Here is a 15,729-nt window from a genome sequence, read left to right on the forward strand (position 1 = left end):
CCCAGCAACGTTTCGAAACAGAGGCGGCGAAGACTTCTCGTTCGCTTTGAACAAGCTAGCGGGTCGGCTAGAATATTGGTGATGCATCGTCTGTTCGTCGGCTTCCGCCCTCCGTCTGCGATTCGCGCGCAATTGCTCGGCCTTGCGGGCGGCGCGCCCGGCGCGCGCTGGCAGAGCGACGAGCAACTCCACTGCACGCTGCGCTATATCGGCGAGGTCGAGCGGCCGGTGGCGGAGGACATCGCGCTCGCGCTTGGCGCGGTCCGCTTCGCGCCGTTCGAGCTGGCGGTCGCCGGCGTCGGGGAGTTCGACTCGCGCGGGCGGCCCAACGCGCTCTGGGCCGGGCTGCGGCCGCACGAGACGGTAACGCAGCTCCACCACAAGATCGACCAGGCGCTGGTCCGCGCCGGCCTGGCGCCCGAACGCCGCGCCTATCTGCCGCACATCACGCTGGCCCGGATGAACGCACAGGCAGGCGCCAACGAGCGCTTCCTCGAGGCGCATGCCGGGCTCGCCAGCGCGCTCTTCACCGTCGACAGCTTCCTGCTCTACGAAAGCCATCTCGGCCGCGAGGGCGCGAGCTACGAGGCGATCGAACGCTACAAGCTGCGGGGCTGAGCGCCCGCAACGCCGTCCGCCACCAGCGCCATCGCGGCGCGGACCATGCCGTCCTCGGCGGGCACCTTGCCGTCGAGCGCCAGCGTCGACAGGCCATGCACCACCCCCCAGGCGGCGAGCGTCGCCGGGCCGGGATCGCCGCCCGTCAGGCTCGCCACGCGGCGCGACAGGATCGCGAAGGCCTCGCCATAGTGCTTGGGTTGCACCGCGCAGCCGGGATTGCCGCCGAACATCAGCCGGAACATCGCCGGGTGGGCCTGCGCGAACCGGAAATAGGCGATGCCTTGCGAGACCAGTGCCGCCTTGGCCGGCTCGGCGCGGTCTGCTTCGGCCAGCACCGCCGCGAGTTCGGCGAACCCCGCCTCCGCCACCGCGCCAAGGAGGGCCGCCTTGTCCGCGAAGTGCCGATAAGGCGCCATCGCCGATACGCCGGTCACCTTGGCCAGCGCGCGCAGCGTCACCCCGGCCTCGCCCTGCTCGTCCAGCAATGTGGTCGCGGCGTCGATCAGACGCGCGCGCAGTCCGTCCGCAGTTTCCATCTTGTTTACACCGTAAACTGCCCGTATCGTGTACAGTGTAAACAAGGAGACTCGCCATGCAAGCCAACACGCTCCGCGAGACGGTCGATCTCGCGGCCTATCCGGAACTGATTGTCGTGATCCTGGGATTCAAGCTGCGCCGCTGGCGCGCACTTCCCGCGATGCTGCGGATCGGCCGCGGGCTGGCCGAGATCAAGAAGAACCCGCCCGACGGGCTGCTCGCCGAGGACGGGATGCTGTTCGGCTGGAACCATGTCGGCTTCCGCCAATATTGGCGCGACCTGCCGAGCCTGGAGGCCTTCACCCGCAGCGCGCCGCACAGCATCTGGTGGCGCGAGTTCCTCAAGGACCCGCAGGGGGCCGGCTTCTGGCACGAGGCCTATAGCGCGCGCGGCATCGAGGCGGTGTACGTCAACCTGCCCGGCCAGCGGCTCGGGCTCGGCATGTTCGCGCCGATTGCCAAGCCGGTGGGCACGCTGATGTCCTCTCGGCAGCGCCTCCACGCCCATATGGGGATGGAGGGCTAAGCCGGGCGGGCGTCGTCAGAACGACGCCCAGTCGCCGTCCGCCATCGCGGGAGCCGGGGCTGGCCGACCACCCGCGCCGCCGCGCTTCGACAGATTCGGGCGCTGCAGCGGCAGGCTCATCCGCGGATTGTGTCCCTCGCCCACGTTGAAGGCCTGGGCCGAACGCTTCAGCGCCTCGACTTCACCGCTCAGGTTGCGGGCGGCGGCAGAGGTTTGCTCGACCATCGCGGCGTTCTGCTGGGTCGCCTGGTCCATCACCGTGATGGCAGTGCTGATCTCGCCGATCGACGAGGCCTGGGCCTGGTTGGCAGTCGCCATGCTGCCGAGCAGGCCGTGCACTTCGCGCACGTCGGTGGCGATCGCGGCGAAGGCATCGTCAACGCGCTGGACCATGCCCACCGCCGCGGTAACGTCGGCCTGGGTGGTGGTCAGCTGATCCCGGGCGCGGCCAGCCTCCTCCTCGGCGCGCATCGCCAGGGCGGAGACGAGGTCGGCGACCACCGCGAAGCCGCGCCCGGCCTCACCGGCGCGACCGGCCTCGACGGCGGCGTTCATCGCGAGAACGCGCGTCTGAAAGGCGATCTTGTCGAGACCCTCGATCACGTCGTCGATGCCCTTGGCGCTTTCCGACACCCGGCTCATCGCCGACACCGCCTCGTCGGCGACGTCGCGGCCGGCCTGGACCGACGCGATCGCGCCGTCTGCGCGCGCCACCGTCTGGCTGGCGCTGCCGGCGGTGCTGCGCAGCCGCTGATCCATCTCGGCGATCGAGTGGACGGTTTCCTGGAGGCTCGCAGCGGCACTTTCAGTGCGGCGCGAGAGATCCTCGGAGGCAACCGCGATCTGGGCGGAGCCGGTGCTGATCGTCTCCGCCGACGTCGCGACCGAGCGTACCAGTTCGCGCAGTGCGGCCAGCGCTTCGTTGAAATTGGTCTTGAGCACCGCATTGGTGCCGGGGAAATCGGCGGTGACGTCGGCGGTCAGGTCGCCCTTGGCGAGCCGCTCGAGCGACTGGCCGAGCACCCGCACGACCTCGGCCTGCTGCTCGGCGGCCTCGCGCTGCGCGACGGCGGCATCGCGGAAGACGAGCATCCCGCGCGAGATGCGGCCGACGCAATCCTCATATTCGGTATGCGCGATGGGCGCGGCGAGGTCGCCGGCGGCGAGGCCCTCCATCCGCACGACGGTCGCGACATAGGGATCGGCAATCACGCGGGCGAACATGCGGGTGAGCACGAAGGCGGTGGCGATTACCACCACGTTGAGCCCCAGCATCACCCAGTGCGGCAGCACCAGGTTCAAAACGGCCAGGACCACCATGATCCCGATCATCGCGCCGAAGGTGACCTTCAGCTTCTCCCGAATGGGAGCCTTTACTTCCAACCAGTGCAGCATGTTCGTCCCTAACCCGTCGGGTGCCGGACTTGCTCCGCCGGCCCCGCGTTGCGCCCACCCAGCTGCATTGTAGAGGAGTAGAGGTTGATAAAGTTCATTCTGACATGTGTCGGAAACAATTTGTCTGAAACCCTCAACCCGAAATGAGAGGGTGGCCCGGGTCAACCCCGCCCGGGATCGATCAGGAACTTCTCGCCGGTCGCCTTGCGCTCATAGGCGCGCAGCACGTCCGGCTGCAGTGCCTCCGCGAGCCCGATGGTGCGGGTGTAGCGGCTGGCGAAGGTGGTGGTGAGCTCGGCCAGGATGCGCTGCCGCATCGCCCCCAGCGCCTCCATGCCCGCGCGGCGCAGGAACGGCGTCAGCAGCCAGCCCGAGACGCTCCACTGGAAACCGAAGGCCAGCCGGTTGAGCGTGGTCGGTGCCATGTCGAGCGCGCCGTAGATATAGAGCTGCTTGAACTGTTCGGATCCATAGCGGCTATATTCGGTCATCTTGCGCACCGCAGCCGCTTCCATCGCCTGGAGGATGTCGCTGCCCAGCGAGCCGCCGCCGATCGCATCGAAGGCCACGGTGGCGCCGGTCTCGGCCACCGCATCGGTCAGCTTGGCGCGGAAATCCTCGTCGCGGCTGTTCACCACATGGGTGGCGCCGATGTCGCGCAGGATCGCCGCCTGTTCCTCGGAACGGACGATGTTGACCAGCGGCACCCCGTCGGCGAGGCAGATCTTCTGCAGCATCTGCCCCAGGTTCGAGGCCGCGGCGGTGTGGACGATCGCACTGTGCCCGTCGCGCCGCATCGTCTCGACGAAGCCGAGCGCGGTCAGCGGATTGACGAAGATCGCCGCGCCGTCCGCCGCCGCCGTCCCTTCGGGCAGTTCGACAACGTCGCGGGCCTTGAGCACGCGATAGTCGGCGAACATCGCGCCGCCTACCGCCGAAACGCGCTTGCCCATCAGCGCAGCGGCATCGGCCCCGGCGGCGACCACGGTACCCGCGCCTTCATTGCCCACCGGCATCGACTGGCCGAGCCGCGCCTTCATGCTGCCGAGCCGGCCCTTCGGCACTTCGAACACGAGCGCATCGCCGTCTGTACGCAGCGTATCGACCTGCGCGGGGCCGAGCAGCAGGCCGAGGTCACTCGGATTGATCGGTGCCGCCTCGATGCGGACGATCACTTCGTCCGCGGCCGGGTCGTCATAGGTCACCTGCTCCAACGACAGCCGCAGCGTGCCGTCCTCGCCCAGCGTCGAGCGCAGTTCGCGTCCGGTGAATGCCATGGATTCCTCTCCTTCGGTTTGTTCAACGCGTTTGTACGAGTTCTTCTACCAGCCGGTCGGCCGCCGTACGCACCTCGGCCCAGGTGCGGTCGAAGCCCTCCGGCCCGCCATAATAGGGATCGTCGACGGCGCGGCCTTCCCAGCCGGGTACCGCATCGAGCAGCAGCCGCAGCCGGGCGCGAGCGCCGTCGGGCGCGATCCGGCGCAGGTCGGCGAGGTTCTGCGGATCGAGCGCGAGGATATGGTCAAACCGGTCGAAATCCTCGCGCGTCACCTGGCGTGCGCGCTGGCCGGTGATGTCGATGCCGTGCTTGGCCGCGGCTGCGATCGAGCGGCGATCGGGCTGCTCGCCGGCATGCCAGCCGCCCGTCCCCGCCGAGTCGGCGATCACCGCCACACCCGCATCTTCCGCCGCCGCGCGAAACGCCGCCTCAGCCAGCGGCGAGCGGCAGATATTGCCCAAGCAGACGAACAGGAACGCCGGTTCGGCCATCGTGAAAATCATCCTTTCGTAAAACGGGTACGCTCTGCTAGCCTGACTGGCAACGGCACGCACAACGCCGAAGGAGAGGATATGGTCAGCATGCCCCCACCGCCCGACGGGGCGAAGGCGACCCCCTATGCGTGGTATGTGCTGTCGCTGCTGCTGCTCGTCTACATCCTCAACTTCATCGATCGGCAGATTGTTGCGATCCTCGCCGACGACATCAAGCGCGACCTGGGGCTGCGCGACCAGGATATCGGCTTTCTGTACGGCACCGCATTCGGGGTGTTCTACGCGCTGTTCGGCATTCCGCTGGGGCGGCTAGCGGACAATTGGCACCGGGTGCGGCTGATGACGGCGGGCCTGGCGCTCTGGTCGAGCATGACCGCGCTGTCCGGCTTCGCGCGCACCGGATTGGTGCTGGGGCTGGCGCGGATGGGGGTCGGCATCGGCGAGGCGACCGCCGGGCCCGCCGCCTATTCGCTGATCTCCGACTGGTTCCCGAAACGGCTGCGCGCCACCGCGCTCGCGCTCTATTCCTCGGGCGTCTATCTCGGCGGCGGCCTGTCGCTGTTCCTCGGCGCGCTGATCGTCCAGCGCTGGGACCAGGCCTATCCGGGCGGCGGACCGCTGGGGTTGGTCGGCTGGCAGGCGGCGTTCCTCGCGGTCGGCGTGCCGGGGCTGCTCGTCGCGGCGTGGATCGTCACGCTGCGCGAGCCGCCGCGCGGGCTTTCCGAGGGCATGGAGACCCCGCCCCACCCGGCCCCGTTTCGCGCCTTCTTCCAGGAGCTGCTGACCATCATTCCGCCCTTCACGCTGATCGGCGCCGCGCGGCTGGGTCCGGCGGCACTGGCGCGCAACCTGGCCGTGCTCGCACTGGTCGCCGGGCTGGTCGCGCTGCTCGTCCATCTCGGCGAGCCGCCCGCGCAATGGATCGCGGTGGGGATCGGCGTCTATGCGGTGTTCAGCTGGGCGACCGCGCTCAAGCGGCGCGACCCGCCGACCTATGCGCTGATCGTCGGCACGCCCGCCTTTCTGTGCGTGGTACTGGCGTACGGCCTCAACACCTTCCTCGCCTATGCGATGGCCGGGTTCGCGCCGAGCTTCCTCCGCCGCGCCTTCGATATCCCGCCCGAGCAGCTGGGGTCGCTCGGCTTCTGGATCGGTGCGCCGGTGGCGCTGGCGGGGTTCCTCGGCGTGACGATCGCCGGCCGCCTCGCCGATGCGCTGCGCGCGCGCAGCCCGGTGGGGCGGATCCACATACTGCTCTTCGCCTGCCTGGCGCCGATCCTGCCGATCATGCTGCTGTTCACCGCGCGCGACCTCAGCACCGCCTATGTGATGCTGCCGCTCGCGCAGTTCCTGATCTGTGGCGGGCTCGGTGCCGCCGCAGCGACGACGCAGGACCTGGTGCTGCCCCGCATGCGCGGCACCGCGACCGCCGCCTTCTTCATCGGCACGACGCTGATTGGCCTTGCGCTGGGCCCCTATTGCGCCGGGCGGATCGCGACGCTCACCGGCGATCTTGCGACGGGGGTGCTGGCGCTGCTCGCCAGCGTGCCCCTCGCGCTCGCTGCGATCGGAGCCGCCTATCGGCTGCTGCCGGCGGCGGAGGCGAGCAAGCTCGCCCGCGCCCGCGCCGCCGGGGAGGCCGTGTGACCGCTCAGACCGTCTGGAACACGCCGCAGGCGATGCGGCCGCCGCTGTTGCCGGCCGGATCGCTCTTGTAGTCATCCTCGCCGGCATGGACGACCAGCGCCGCGCCGTCCTGGTCCATCAGCTGCTCGAAGCTGCCGCCGGCGAGCGTGAAGCGCAGATGGCCCTGGCCCTTCTCGTCCACCTTCATGTTGGGCAGGTCGCCGGCATGCGGACCCATCGGATTCTCCTTGCCATGCTTGGTGGCGCCCGGGTTCCAGTGCCCGCCGGCACTGGCGAAATCGGGCGGCGTGCAGACGCCGGTGGTGTGGACATGCACGCCGTGCGGCCCGGGCGAGATGCCGTTCACGTCGACCAGCACGCGAATCGATCCCTCGACCTGCTCGGCCACCGCGGTGCCCACCACCTTGCCGCCCGCATCGTGCAGTTCCGCCTGGGCGCGGAAATGGCCGGCCATGTAGCGTTCGTTCTGCTGCGTCGTCGCGCAGCCGCCCAGCAGCATCCCGATCGCTGCCGCGCCTGCGCCGATTCCCCAAGCCTTCATCTTCAATCTCCCGGCGATGTCCTTGGTGCGTAATGGGCCTTCTTGCCCGCGGTTCCAAGGGCCTCGCGGGGTGGTTCGGTCCATCCGCCAGTCGCGTACGACCGATTGCTTCGGTTCGCCGCACCAGATCACACGCCCACCGCAGCTTTTACTTTTCGTTAACCTTCATTTACGACTTTGCTTCGTGGGACTGTCGCGGCAAAGCGCCTCCCGCAGGTTCACAGGGCCAAAAGTTTCACAGGGGAAGTATCATGCACCGGCTCGCCTTTGCGATGCTCGCTCTGCCCATGCTCGCCGCTTGCCAGGCGGCCACGACCAAGACGGATCTTCGCCCGATCGCGGTCGTCGAGATGCCGCCGCCGCCCCCCCTGTGGCGCACCCGCATCGCCGAGGCCGACATGCCGCGGCTGGAAAACCTGCCGGCCAGCTGGCGCCAGCTGTACGAGAATGTGCGCGCGCCGGTGCGCAAGCTGCAGGGCGCGGTGCTGGATCCCGATGCCGGCCAGCCGCACCCGGCGCTGCCCCCCGGCTCCTATCGCTGCCGCACCCTGCACCTGAAGCCCGGACCCGCCGGCCGCGCGCTGGTGCAGCCGAGCCCCGCCGGCTTCTGCTATATCTCCGCAACGAATGAGCTGAAGGACGATGCCCCGCTCGGCCTCGCCAAGCAGACCGGCACCGACATCGTCGCCGGCTATGTGTTTCCGGACGGCAAGCGCTACGTGTTCCTCGGCGCGCGCCAGGCCAAGCCCGGCGCCAACGACATCGGCTATGGCAATTCCGGCGCGCGCGACGTGGTGGGCATGGTCGAACGGTTCGGCACCTTCCGCTGGCGTCTCGCGGTACACGGCGCGGTGCCGGGCAGCGTCGACGTCTATGAGTTGACGCCCGTGCCGGCGGACGTCCAGCCCAAGGGTCGATCCTGACTGGGGCCGATCGAAACGTTTGTTCATCGGGGCGACAGAAACCGTTGCCGCAGTGCAACACCTTTGCCGCAAATGCTGCGCGGCGATGCAACCTTGGACGCAGCCCGGGCATTGTGCGCCCATCTCCGGCCGCTCCGCCTGTTGTGGCGGGCCCGGGCCGGAAGATGTGTGTTTCACCAGCGTAGAGGTTATCCCCCCATGCGTAAGATCATTGCCGTCGCGGCAGCAGCTGCCGCGCTCCCCTTCGCCGTCCCCGCCTTCGCGCAGGACACCACCACCGGTTCCGGCACGATGGAGACGACCGCCGCGCAGGACAGCGGCACCCCGACCTCGCCGGACGGCTCCAAGGCCTTCGGCATCGAGCCCTATGTCGGCGTGCTCGGCGGCTGGGAGCAGTTCGACCGTCAGCCGAACGCCGGCATCCCGATCCAGCCGAACCGCTATCGCCTCGACGGCGCGATGGTCCAGGGCGTCGCCGGCGTGAACGTGCCGCTCGGCCCGGTCTTCGTCGGCGCCGAAGGTAACGTCGCCAAGGGCGTCAGCGGCGATATCGACTGGGAATATGGCGCCGCCGGCCGCTTCGGCCTGCGTGCTGGCGACAGCGGCCTGATCTACGGCAAGGTCGGCTATCAGTGGGTCAATTTCGACAAGAACGCCAACACCAACCGTGACTATCACGCGATGACCTACGGCGTCGGCGTCGAAGTCGGCCCGAAGGACATCGGCCTGGGCGGCATCACCGGCAACAGCGGCCTGCGCCTGCGCCTCGAGATGAACACGTTCAGCGATGCGAAGAGCTTCCGCCCGATGGCGGGTGTGATCGCGCACTTCTGATCGGGTCCACCGCCCTCCCTTCATGGGGAGGGCGGCATCCCCTTGATTCCCGTCAAGCCGCACCCGCCATTTTCGGCTAGGGCGCGTTGCCATGTACGAATCGTCCCTCCCCTTCGACCGCGTCGGCGGCGAGGAATCCGTCCGCGCCATCGTCGACCGATTCTACGACCTGGTCGAGCAGGACCCCGCCTATGCGGCACTCCACGCGATGCACCAGCCGGACCTGACCGCGCTCCGCCACTCGCTCACCCGCTTCCTGGTCGCCTGGCTCGGCGGCCCGCGCGACTGGTTCGAAGCACGGCCGGGCATGTGCATCATGGGCTTCCACCGCCAGCTTGCCGTCACCGCGCAGACCGCGGCGCAATGGGCGCACGCGATGGACCGTGCGATTGCCGCCGATCCGGGCATAGAACCCGAAACCGCCCGCCAGATGAGCGAGGCGCTCCACCGCATGTGCCGCGCCATGGCGGTGCAGGCGCGCACCGCCGCCGAGGCCGCCGCTACTGCCGCCGCCGCGGGTTGATCCGCTTCGGAGCAGGTCTCCGCCGCCACCCTCATCGGATGCGCTACAAGGGGCCGCGTGATGAACGCGCGGATCACCCCCGTCGATACGCCGCTGGAAGTCGCCTGTGAACATTGCGGCCGCCTGGGGGTGACCCGCGAGGCGTGGGCGGAATGGAGCGTGGCCGAGCAGGCATGGGTGCTCAGCCACCTGTTCGATTTCGCCTTCTGCCACCACTGCCATCGGCCGACGCGGCCGGTCGAACGACCGGTCAGCGACACGGACCCGGCGGCGAAGGGAGCGGTTTGAAACGGGCGGCGCGGGTTAACCCCCTCTCGTGCTACCCGCAGCGCGCAAGCGCGGGGGACGGGTCTGCCGGGCGTTGAACCCCGGCAGGCCCGCAACTCCGGGGGTGGGGCAACCGGCACAACGGGCGCTGCGGCGGGCCTGCGCCGGGCGCTGCCCGGCACCGACACCGCCGCCCCCGCCGCCGCCCCGCAGCAGCAGCAGCAGCCGGGCCCATTGGCGGCGAACGCACGGCGCTGCGGTAAGGCTTGCGCCTCGCTGCTGGGCACCGGGCGCGCGCGCCCCTGCATCCGACCGCTGCCCGCCACCGCACGGGGTCAATCGGCCGAGATCGGCTGCTCGCCATCTGCCCCGGGCGGTTCGAGCTGCTGCATCGGACGCCCGCCGGCGCCTGATGCCTGCGTGTTTCGAAAGCCACCGCGGAAAGTCTCGACGAGGTGATCGACGAAGCTTCGCACTTTCAGGGGAAGGTAGCGCGTCGCGGGATACACGGCCTGGATCGCGAGATCGGCGGTCTCGCCTTCGGGCATCAGCGCGACGAGCCTGCCGGCTGCAAGATCGTCGTCGAACACGAAGCTGGGGCCATAGGCGATCCCCAGGCCGTCCCGTGCGGCGGCGAGCAGCATCTTCATGTTGTTCGCCCGCAGCCGAACGGGCCCGTCGATCCCCTGTCGCCCACCGTCCGCGATACCGATGCTCCAGTCGCCCGGCGACACTGCATCGCTGAACACCAAACGCGGCGCCTCGCGCAACGCCTCGATCGTCTGGAGAAGGCCGTGCCGCCCGATGAAGTCCGGGGCAGCACAGAACAGCATCTTGCAGGACGCGAGACGCCGCGCGACGAGATCGGAGTCGCGGAGCTGGCCGATCCGGATTGCAACGTCGATCCCCTGCGCCGGCAGGTCGACATAGCGATCGTCCAGCAGCACCTCGACCGAGACCTCGGGATGGCGCGCCATGAAGCGGCCGATCGCGCCGCTCAGGTGCATCTCGCCAAAGGTGAAGGGCGCAGCGACGCGCAGCACGCCGCGGACCGTTTCGCGCGCATCCGCGGCTTCCCGCCGCGCATCCGCATAGTCTTCCAATATCCGCTTGCTGCGGAGGTAATAGGCGCGTCCGGCCTCCGTCAGCACCAGGCTGCGCGTCGTTCGCTGCATGAGCCGCACGCCGAGATCGGCTTCGATCGCCGCGACATGCTTTCCCGCCATCGAGGCGGAAAGACCGAGCCGCCGCGCGGCGGCGATCAGACTGCCGTCGTCGGCCGCGGCGACGAAGACGGCCATGCTGGTGAAGCGATCCATGCGACGGCAATTATATCCAATGGTTATCAGATGATGATAACAATCCGCCGATTATATACCAGTCCCACGCGTCCTACATCCCGCCCGACGGCAGACAGCCGCCGCAACATCGGGAAGGCACAAGCATGAAGGTCGCGTCCAACGGCATCCGGATCAACGTCGAGGACCAGGGGAGTGGCGCGCCGGCGCTGGTCTTCCTCCACTATTGGGGTGGTTCGGCACGGACATGGCGGCACGTCACGGCGCGGCTTGCGGCGCGCTTTCGCACGATCGCGACAGACCATCGCGGGTGGGGAGATTCCGATGCGCCGCCGAGCGGCTATGCGCTGGCGGATCTCGCGGCCGACGCGCTGGGCGTGATCGATGCGCTGGGCCTGGAACGCTATGTGCTCGTCGGGCACTCGATGGGTGGGAAAGTGGCGCAGTGGATCGCCGCGCAGCGCCCGCACGGGTTGCTCGGCCTCGTCCTGGTCGCGCCGGCACCGCCGACGCCGATCGCGCTGCCCGATCTCGCCCGCGAGATGATGGCCGGCGCCTATGATTCGGAGAGCGCTGTGGCAGAAACGATCGATCGGGTGCTCGCCGGCAACCCGCTGGATCCGCGCGACCGCGCGCAGGTGATCGCGGACAGCCTCCGCGCCGCGCCGCAGGCGAAGAAGGCCTGGCCCAGTGCGACGAGCCTGGAGGACATCACGGCCATGGTGGGACGGATCGACGTGCCGACGCTGGTCCTCGCCGGCGAGCGCGATCGCATCGACACCCCTGCGGCGCTGACGGCCGAACTGCTGCCGCGCATTCCGCACGCCTCGTTCTACATCCTGCCGGACACCGGTCACCTGTCGCCGCTGGAGGCACCGGCTGTCGTCGCCCGACACATCACGGACTTTGCCGCGCCGCTGGTTTGAACACCGGGATGCGGGCCGCCGGACGGGAAAGCCGTGAGTTCCAGCTCGCCCATCCGCATCACACGCGCCCGGCGGCGTCCTGCCGCCGCGCGGCACGGCGTTCCAGCCGCGCCGCGCAACGCCTCTCCCCCTGGCCCCAAGCTTCGTGTAGGCCCGCCGGCGATGTTTCGCCGTCCGCTGCTCGCCTCGCTCCTTCTCGGCATCGCCTCCGCCACCGGTTTCGCGCCGCTGGGCTGGTGGCCGCTTGCGCTGCTCTGCTTCGCCGGGCTGTTCGCGCTGGTCCATGCCGCGCCCACGCTGCGCAGCGCGCTGCTCCGCGGCTGGCTGTTCGGGCTCGGCCACTTCACGCTGGGCGACAACTGGATCCAGCACGCCTTCGATTTCCAGGACAAGATGCCGCCCGCGCTCGGCTATGCCGCCGTCGTGCTGCTGGCGCTGTACCTCGCCGTATATCCGGCGCTGGCGATGGGCGCGGCCTGGGCGTTCGCGCGCAAGGTGAAGCCCCGCTCGGGCTGGGTCGAGCCGGACCTCGGCTATGTCCTCGCCGGCGCTGCCGCCTGGACCGTCACCGAATGGCTGCGCGGGGTGGCGTTCACCGGCTATCCGTGGAACCCGCTGGCCGTGGTCTGGGTGCCGGTGCCGGGGGTGCGCAACCTCGCGACGCTGATCGGCACCTACGCGCTGTCGGGCGTGACGGTCGCGGTCGCCGGCAGCCTCTACCTCGCCTTCCAGCGCCAGTACCGCCCTCTGCTCGTCGCCGCCGTGGCGCTGCTCGCACTGAACCTCGCCTGGTCGGATCGCTGCGACCGGATCCGCTGCATCAGCACCGCCAGCGGCAAGGAGGTGGTGATCGTCCAGCCGAATATCGGCCAGGACGCGGTCGGCCGCCCCGACTATGCCGAGTATCTGCTCAACCGGATGATCGCGCTCAGCGGCAAGCCCGGCGCGCTGCCGCGCCTCTTCGTCTGGCCGGAAGGCATGGTCGATTACTTCGTCGAGGACGGCTATCCGGTGCAATGGTACCGCCAGGACCCGCGCCTGGTCCGCGCCCGCATCGGCGCGGTGCTCGGTCCCTGGGACCAAGCGCTGATCGGCGGCAACGCGCTCGAGTTCGGCCGCGACAACCAGCTGCAGGGCGCGGGCAACTCGGTCTGGGCGCTGGGGCCCGACGGCATGCTCGGCGGCCGCTACGACAAGGCGCATCTGGTGCCCTATGGCGAATATCTGCCGATGCGCACCCTGCTCGCCCCGCTCGGCCTCGCCCGGCTGGTGATGGGTGATGTCGACTTCCTGCCCGGCCCCGGCCCACGCGCGATTGCCGTGCCCGGCTTCGGCAATGCCGGCATCCAGATCTGCTACGAGATCATCTTCTCGGGACAGATCGTGGACGAGGCGCATCGCCCCGACTTCCTGTTCAATCCCTCCAACGACGCCTGGTTCGGCAGCTGGGGCCCGCCGCAGCATCTGGCACAGGCCCGGCTGCGCGCGATCGAGGAAGGCCTGCCGATCCTTCGCTCCACCCCCACCGGCATCTCGGCGCTGATCGATGGCCATGGCCGGTTGCTCGGCACGATCCCACCGAACCAGGCGGGCGCGATCCGCCTGCCGCTCCCCCGCCCGCTGCCGCCGACGCTGTTCTCGCGGACCGGCAACTGGATGGTGCTGCTGGTCGCGGCGCTTACGGGGTTGTTCGCGATTGCATATCGGCGCTTCGCCCGCTAGGGAGCACATATAAGGAAAGCTTTATATGGGCATGGCAACGGCCCGGCGATCCTTCCCAACCTGAGGAATTTACATGCGTTCCAACTATCTCTTCACGTCCGAGTCCGTTTCCGAGGGCCATCCCGACAAGGTCGCCGACCAGATTTCCGACTCGATCGTCGACCTGTTCCTGTCGAAGGATCCCGAAGCCCGCATCGCCTGCGAGACGCTGACCACCACCCAGCTGGTCGTCCTGGCCGGCGAGATCCGCTGCAAGGGCGTCTACGAGAACGGTGCCTGGGCCCCGGGCGCGCAGGAAGAGATCGAGAAGACCGTCCGCGAGACGGTGAAGCGCATCGGCTATGAGCAGTCGGGCTTCCACTGGCAGACCTTCCGCTTCGAGAACAACCTGCACGGCCAGTCGGCGCACATCGCGCAGGGCGTGGACGCGAGCGGCAACAAGGACGAAGGCGCCGGCGACCAGGGCATCATGTTCGGTTTCGCCTGCGACGAGACCCCGGACCTAATGCCGGCGACGCTCGACTACAGCCACAAGATCCTCGAGCGCATGGCCGCCGACCGCCACTCGGGCGCAGCGCCGTTCCTCGAGCCGGACGCCAAGAGCCAGGTCACGCTGCGCTTCGAGAACGGCAAGCCGGTCGCCGCGACCGCCATCGTCGTCTCGACCCAGCACGCCCCGGGCTATGACCAGGGCGAGAAGGAAGCCGAGCTCCACGCCTATGTGAAGAAGGTCGTTGCCGACCTGCTTCCGGCCGAGCTGCTCTCGGACGCGACCGAGTATCACATCAACCCGACCGGCTCGTTCGAAATCGGCGGCCCGGACGGTGACGCCGGCCTGACCGGCCGCAAGATCATCGTCGACACCTATGGCGGCGCTTCGCCGCACGGCGGCGGCGCATTCAGCGGCAAAGACCCGACCAAGGTCGACCGTTCGGCGGCGTACATCACCCGCTATCTGGCGAAGAACATCGTCGCGGCCGGCCTCGCCAAGCGCTGCACGATCCAGCTCGCCTACGCCATCGGCGTGTCCAAGCCGCTGTCGCTCTATGTCGACACCCACGGCACCGGCACCGTCGGCGACGACAAGATCGAGCAGGCGATCCAGGGCATCGAGAAGCTGGGCGGCCTCACCCCGCGCGGCATCCGCACCCACCTGGGCCTCAACAAGCCGATCTACCAGCCGACCGCTGCCTATGGTCACTTCGGCCGCAAGCCGGAGGGCGATTTCTTCCCCTGGGAGCGCACCGACCTGGTCGAGGACCTGAAGGCCGCACTCGCCGCCTGATCGGGCTTTCTGATCCGAAGATGAAAAGAGCCCCGCCGGCACCCGCCGCGCGGGGCTTTTTCATGCCCTCCCATCCCCTTGTTTCGCCTGCGACCTATAAGGCCTTGTGGGCCCGTCATGGTTAACACGGGCAACGGAGGGAGTAGCAATGGTTCTCGACACGGAGGACTGGCAGGCCGCGTCGGCACCAGGCCTGCATCTCGCATTTCGACCGGTACATGATGTCATCACCGCCCGCGTTTTCGCCTATGAGGCGGTGCTACGCGGCCCCGACGGCGAGGAAGGCGACGACATCCTCGCCCGGATCCCCGCCGACCGCCATGCCGAGCTCGACCGCCGCGTCGCCGCCGGCGCGGTCACCAGGGCGATGGAGATGGGTCTCGGCACCACCACCGCCCGCCTGCTGATCCCGATCCATGCGCCCAACGCCGCCCCGGCGGGCGCCGCGCTGACCGCCGCCACCCTGGCCGGGCAGCGCACCGGCCTGATCCCCGAGCGGATGATCTTCGGCATCCACGGCTTTGCCGACGTGCCCGGCCAGCAGCTCGCCGACCTGGTCGACGGCCATGCCCGCGCGGGCGCGCTCACCGCCTTCCTCGGTCTCGGGCACGACCCGATCGGCTTCAGCCCCTGCGTGCGCTACCGCCCGGCGATGGTGCGGCTCGATCCCGATCTGGTCAACGGCATCGACGCCAGCTGGTCGCGCCGGCTGATGCTGGAGGAGCTGGCGCCGCGCCTGCGCGAACAGGGCATCCGCGTGATCGCCGACGGCGTGTCGCACGAGGGCGTGCTACGCCGGCTGCGCAGCTTCGGCATCTTCCACCTCCAGGGCGATCTGGTCGCGCCGCCGATGCCCGGCATGCTCCCGCCCACCCGGATCGAACGCCCGGCTGCAGCCGCCTGATATGGTG

17 protein-coding genes are annotated in these 15,729 nt (G+C 69.1%); 11 read left to right on the top strand and 6 right to left on the bottom strand.

Annotation, left to right across the window (positions count from 1 at the left end):
• The first annotated feature begins 81 nt into the window (after positions 1 to 81).
• A complete protein-coding gene (gene thpR / locus GGR89_RS12775) occupies positions 82 to 618 on the top strand; it encodes an RNA 2',3'-cyclic phosphodiesterase (protein WP_125977177.1) in 537 nt (178 codons plus the stop codon).
• On the opposite strand, the gene GGR89_RS12780 is transcribed toward thpR, so the two are convergent.
• Positions 600 to 1,157: a TetR/AcrR family transcriptional regulator gene (locus tag GGR89_RS12780; RefSeq protein WP_245201655.1), complete on the bottom strand. Its 558-nt coding sequence runs from the start codon at positions 1,155 to 1,157 to the stop codon at positions 600 to 602. The two genes, thpR and GGR89_RS12780, sit on opposite strands and share 19 nt — an antisense overlap.
• 56 nt (positions 1,158 to 1,213) lie before the next feature.
• On the opposite strand from GGR89_RS12780, the gene GGR89_RS12785 reads away from it, so the two are divergent.
• The gene (locus tag GGR89_RS12785) at positions 1,214 to 1,684 is read left to right on the top strand and encodes a monooxygenase family protein (RefSeq protein ID WP_125977178.1); all 471 of its coding nucleotides are present in this window, start codon (positions 1,214 to 1,216) and stop codon (positions 1,682 to 1,684) included.
• A 15-nt stretch (positions 1,685 to 1,699) separates the two neighbouring features.
• On the opposite strand, the gene GGR89_RS12790 is transcribed toward GGR89_RS12785, so the two are convergent.
• The 3 genes from GGR89_RS12790 to GGR89_RS12800 all read right to left on the bottom strand — a co-directional run bounded on the left by GGR89_RS12790 (position 1,700) and on the right by GGR89_RS12800 (position 4,849).
• Positions 1,700 to 3,079: a methyl-accepting chemotaxis protein gene (locus tag GGR89_RS12790; protein ID WP_125977179.1), complete on the bottom strand. Its 1,380-nt coding sequence runs from the start codon at positions 3,077 to 3,079 to the stop codon at positions 1,700 to 1,702.
• 161 nt (positions 3,080 to 3,240) lie between these two features.
• Positions 3,241 to 4,356, bottom strand: a complete 1,116-nt coding sequence (locus tag GGR89_RS12795) for a zinc-binding dehydrogenase (RefSeq protein ID WP_125977180.1) — start codon at positions 4,354 to 4,356, stop codon at positions 3,241 to 3,243.
• A 22-nt stretch (positions 4,357 to 4,378) separates the two neighbouring features.
• Complete coding sequence (locus tag GGR89_RS12800; protein ID WP_125977181.1) at positions 4,379 to 4,849, bottom strand: low molecular weight protein-tyrosine-phosphatase; 471 nt, start codon at positions 4,847 to 4,849, stop codon at positions 4,379 to 4,381.
• 81 nt (positions 4,850 to 4,930) lie between these two features.
• Here GGR89_RS12800 and GGR89_RS12805 point away from each other — a divergent pair, with 81 nt between their 5' ends.
• Positions 4,931 to 6,499, top strand: coding sequence for an MFS transporter (locus GGR89_RS12805; RefSeq protein ID WP_125977182.1), 1,569 nt, complete (start codon positions 4,931 to 4,933; stop codon positions 6,497 to 6,499).
• Positions 6,500 to 6,503: 4 nt separating this feature from the next.
• Here the strand turns inward: GGR89_RS12805 and GGR89_RS12810 are convergent, their stop codons facing one another.
• Positions 6,504 to 7,040, bottom strand: coding sequence for a superoxide dismutase family protein (locus GGR89_RS12810; protein ID WP_125977183.1), 537 nt, complete (start codon positions 7,038 to 7,040; stop codon positions 6,504 to 6,506).
• A 272-nt stretch (positions 7,041 to 7,312) separates the two neighbouring features.
• Between GGR89_RS12810 and GGR89_RS12815 the strand changes: the two genes are divergently transcribed.
• The 4 genes from GGR89_RS12815 (at position 7,313) to GGR89_RS12830 (ending at position 9,608) form a co-directional block, all read left to right on the top strand.
• Positions 7,313 to 7,963 carry a DUF4893 domain-containing protein gene (locus GGR89_RS12815; protein ID WP_241213127.1) on the top strand — a complete coding sequence of 217 codons (651 nt, stop codon included), beginning with the start codon at positions 7,313 to 7,315 and terminating at the stop codon, positions 7,961 to 7,963.
• A 198-nt stretch (positions 7,964 to 8,161) separates the two neighbouring features.
• On the top strand, positions 8,162 to 8,797 hold the full coding sequence (locus GGR89_RS12820) for an outer membrane protein (protein ID WP_125977185.1): 636 nt from the start codon (positions 8,162 to 8,164) through the stop codon (positions 8,795 to 8,797).
• Positions 8,798 to 8,888: 91 nt separating this feature from the next.
• The gene (locus GGR89_RS12825; RefSeq protein WP_125977186.1) at positions 8,889 to 9,320 is read left to right on the top strand and encodes a globin domain-containing protein; all 432 of its coding nucleotides are present in this window, start codon (positions 8,889 to 8,891) and stop codon (positions 9,318 to 9,320) included.
• Positions 9,321 to 9,380: 60 nt separating this feature from the next.
• The gene (locus GGR89_RS12830; RefSeq protein WP_125977187.1) at positions 9,381 to 9,608 is read left to right on the top strand and encodes a hypothetical protein; all 228 of its coding nucleotides are present in this window, start codon (positions 9,381 to 9,383) and stop codon (positions 9,606 to 9,608) included.
• 314 nt (positions 9,609 to 9,922) lie between these two features.
• Here the strand turns inward: GGR89_RS12830 and GGR89_RS12835 are convergent, their stop codons facing one another.
• Positions 9,923 to 10,906 carry a LysR family transcriptional regulator gene (locus tag GGR89_RS12835; protein ID WP_125977188.1) on the bottom strand — a complete coding sequence of 328 codons (984 nt, stop codon included), beginning with the start codon at positions 10,904 to 10,906 and terminating at the stop codon, positions 9,923 to 9,925.
• A gap of 125 nt (positions 10,907 to 11,031) precedes the next feature.
• Between GGR89_RS12835 and GGR89_RS12840 the strand changes: the two genes are divergently transcribed.
• From GGR89_RS12840 to GGR89_RS12855, 4 genes are all read left to right on the top strand, one after another.
• Entirely contained in the window at positions 11,032 to 11,811 is a 780-nt protein-coding gene (locus GGR89_RS12840) for an alpha/beta fold hydrolase (RefSeq protein WP_125977189.1), read from the top strand.
• Positions 11,812 to 11,973: 162 nt separating this feature from the next.
• A complete protein-coding gene (gene lnt, locus GGR89_RS12845) occupies positions 11,974 to 13,533 on the top strand; it encodes an apolipoprotein N-acyltransferase (protein ID WP_125977190.1) in 1,560 nt (519 codons plus the stop codon).
• Between the two features lie 73 nt (positions 13,534 to 13,606).
• Positions 13,607 to 14,818: a methionine adenosyltransferase gene (metK, locus tag GGR89_RS12850; RefSeq protein WP_116468399.1), complete on the top strand. Its 1,212-nt coding sequence runs from the start codon at positions 13,607 to 13,609 to the stop codon at positions 14,816 to 14,818.
• 148 nt (positions 14,819 to 14,966) lie between these two features.
• The gene (locus GGR89_RS12855) at positions 14,967 to 15,722 is read left to right on the top strand and encodes an EAL domain-containing protein (protein ID WP_125977191.1); all 756 of its coding nucleotides are present in this window, start codon (positions 14,967 to 14,969) and stop codon (positions 15,720 to 15,722) included.
• The last annotated feature ends 7 nt before the right edge of the window (positions 15,723 to 15,729 follow it).

Origin of the sequence: Sphingomonas trueperi (assembly GCF_011927635.1) — a bacterium.
GTDB classification, from domain to species: Bacteria; Pseudomonadota; Alphaproteobacteria; order Sphingomonadales; family Sphingomonadaceae; genus Sphingomonas; species Sphingomonas trueperi.

What these genes read in the sequence shown, in the direction of transcription:
- GGR89_RS12835 (WP_125977188.1), bottom strand. Translation starts at nt 10,906, where the DNA reads ATGGATCGCTTCACCAGCATGGCCGTCTTCGTCGCCGCGGCCGACGAC.
- lnt (WP_125977190.1), top strand. Translation starts at nt 11,974, where the DNA reads ATGTTTCGCCGTCCGCTGCTCGCCTCGCTCCTTCTCGGCATCGCCTCC.
- GGR89_RS12820 (WP_125977185.1), top strand. Translation starts at nt 8,162, where the DNA reads ATGCGTAAGATCATTGCCGTCGCGGCAGCAGCTGCCGCGCTCCCCTTC.
- GGR89_RS12780 (WP_245201655.1), bottom strand. Translation starts at nt 1,157, where the DNA reads ATGGAAACTGCGGACGGACTGCGCGCGCGTCTGATCGACGCCGCGACC.
- GGR89_RS12825 (WP_125977186.1), top strand. Translation starts at nt 8,889, where the DNA reads ATGTACGAATCGTCCCTCCCCTTCGACCGCGTCGGCGGCGAGGAATCC.
- GGR89_RS12815 (WP_241213127.1), top strand. Translation starts at nt 7,313, where the DNA reads ATGCTCGCTCTGCCCATGCTCGCCGCTTGCCAGGCGGCCACGACCAAG.
- GGR89_RS12840 (WP_125977189.1), top strand. Translation starts at nt 11,032, where the DNA reads ATGAAGGTCGCGTCCAACGGCATCCGGATCAACGTCGAGGACCAGGGG.
- GGR89_RS12810 (WP_125977183.1), bottom strand. Translation starts at nt 7,040, where the DNA reads ATGAAGGCTTGGGGAATCGGCGCAGGCGCGGCAGCGATCGGGATGCTG.
- GGR89_RS12790 (WP_125977179.1), bottom strand. Translation starts at nt 3,079, where the DNA reads ATGCTGCACTGGTTGGAAGTAAAGGCTCCCATTCGGGAGAAGCTGAAG.
- metK (WP_116468399.1), top strand. Translation starts at nt 13,607, where the DNA reads ATGCGTTCCAACTATCTCTTCACGTCCGAGTCCGTTTCCGAGGGCCAT.
- GGR89_RS12795 (WP_125977180.1), bottom strand. Translation starts at nt 4,356, where the DNA reads ATGGCATTCACCGGACGCGAACTGCGCTCGACGCTGGGCGAGGACGGC.
- GGR89_RS12830 (WP_125977187.1), top strand. Translation starts at nt 9,381, where the DNA reads ATGAACGCGCGGATCACCCCCGTCGATACGCCGCTGGAAGTCGCCTGT.
- GGR89_RS12855 (WP_125977191.1), top strand. Translation starts at nt 14,967, where the DNA reads ATGGTTCTCGACACGGAGGACTGGCAGGCCGCGTCGGCACCAGGCCTG.
- GGR89_RS12785 (WP_125977178.1), top strand. Translation starts at nt 1,214, where the DNA reads ATGCAAGCCAACACGCTCCGCGAGACGGTCGATCTCGCGGCCTATCCG.
- GGR89_RS12800 (WP_125977181.1), bottom strand. Translation starts at nt 4,849, where the DNA reads ATGGCCGAACCGGCGTTCCTGTTCGTCTGCTTGGGCAATATCTGCCGC.
- thpR (WP_125977177.1), top strand. Translation starts at nt 82, where the DNA reads ATGCATCGTCTGTTCGTCGGCTTCCGCCCTCCGTCTGCGATTCGCGCG.
- GGR89_RS12805 (WP_125977182.1), top strand. Translation starts at nt 4,931, where the DNA reads ATGGTCAGCATGCCCCCACCGCCCGACGGGGCGAAGGCGACCCCCTAT.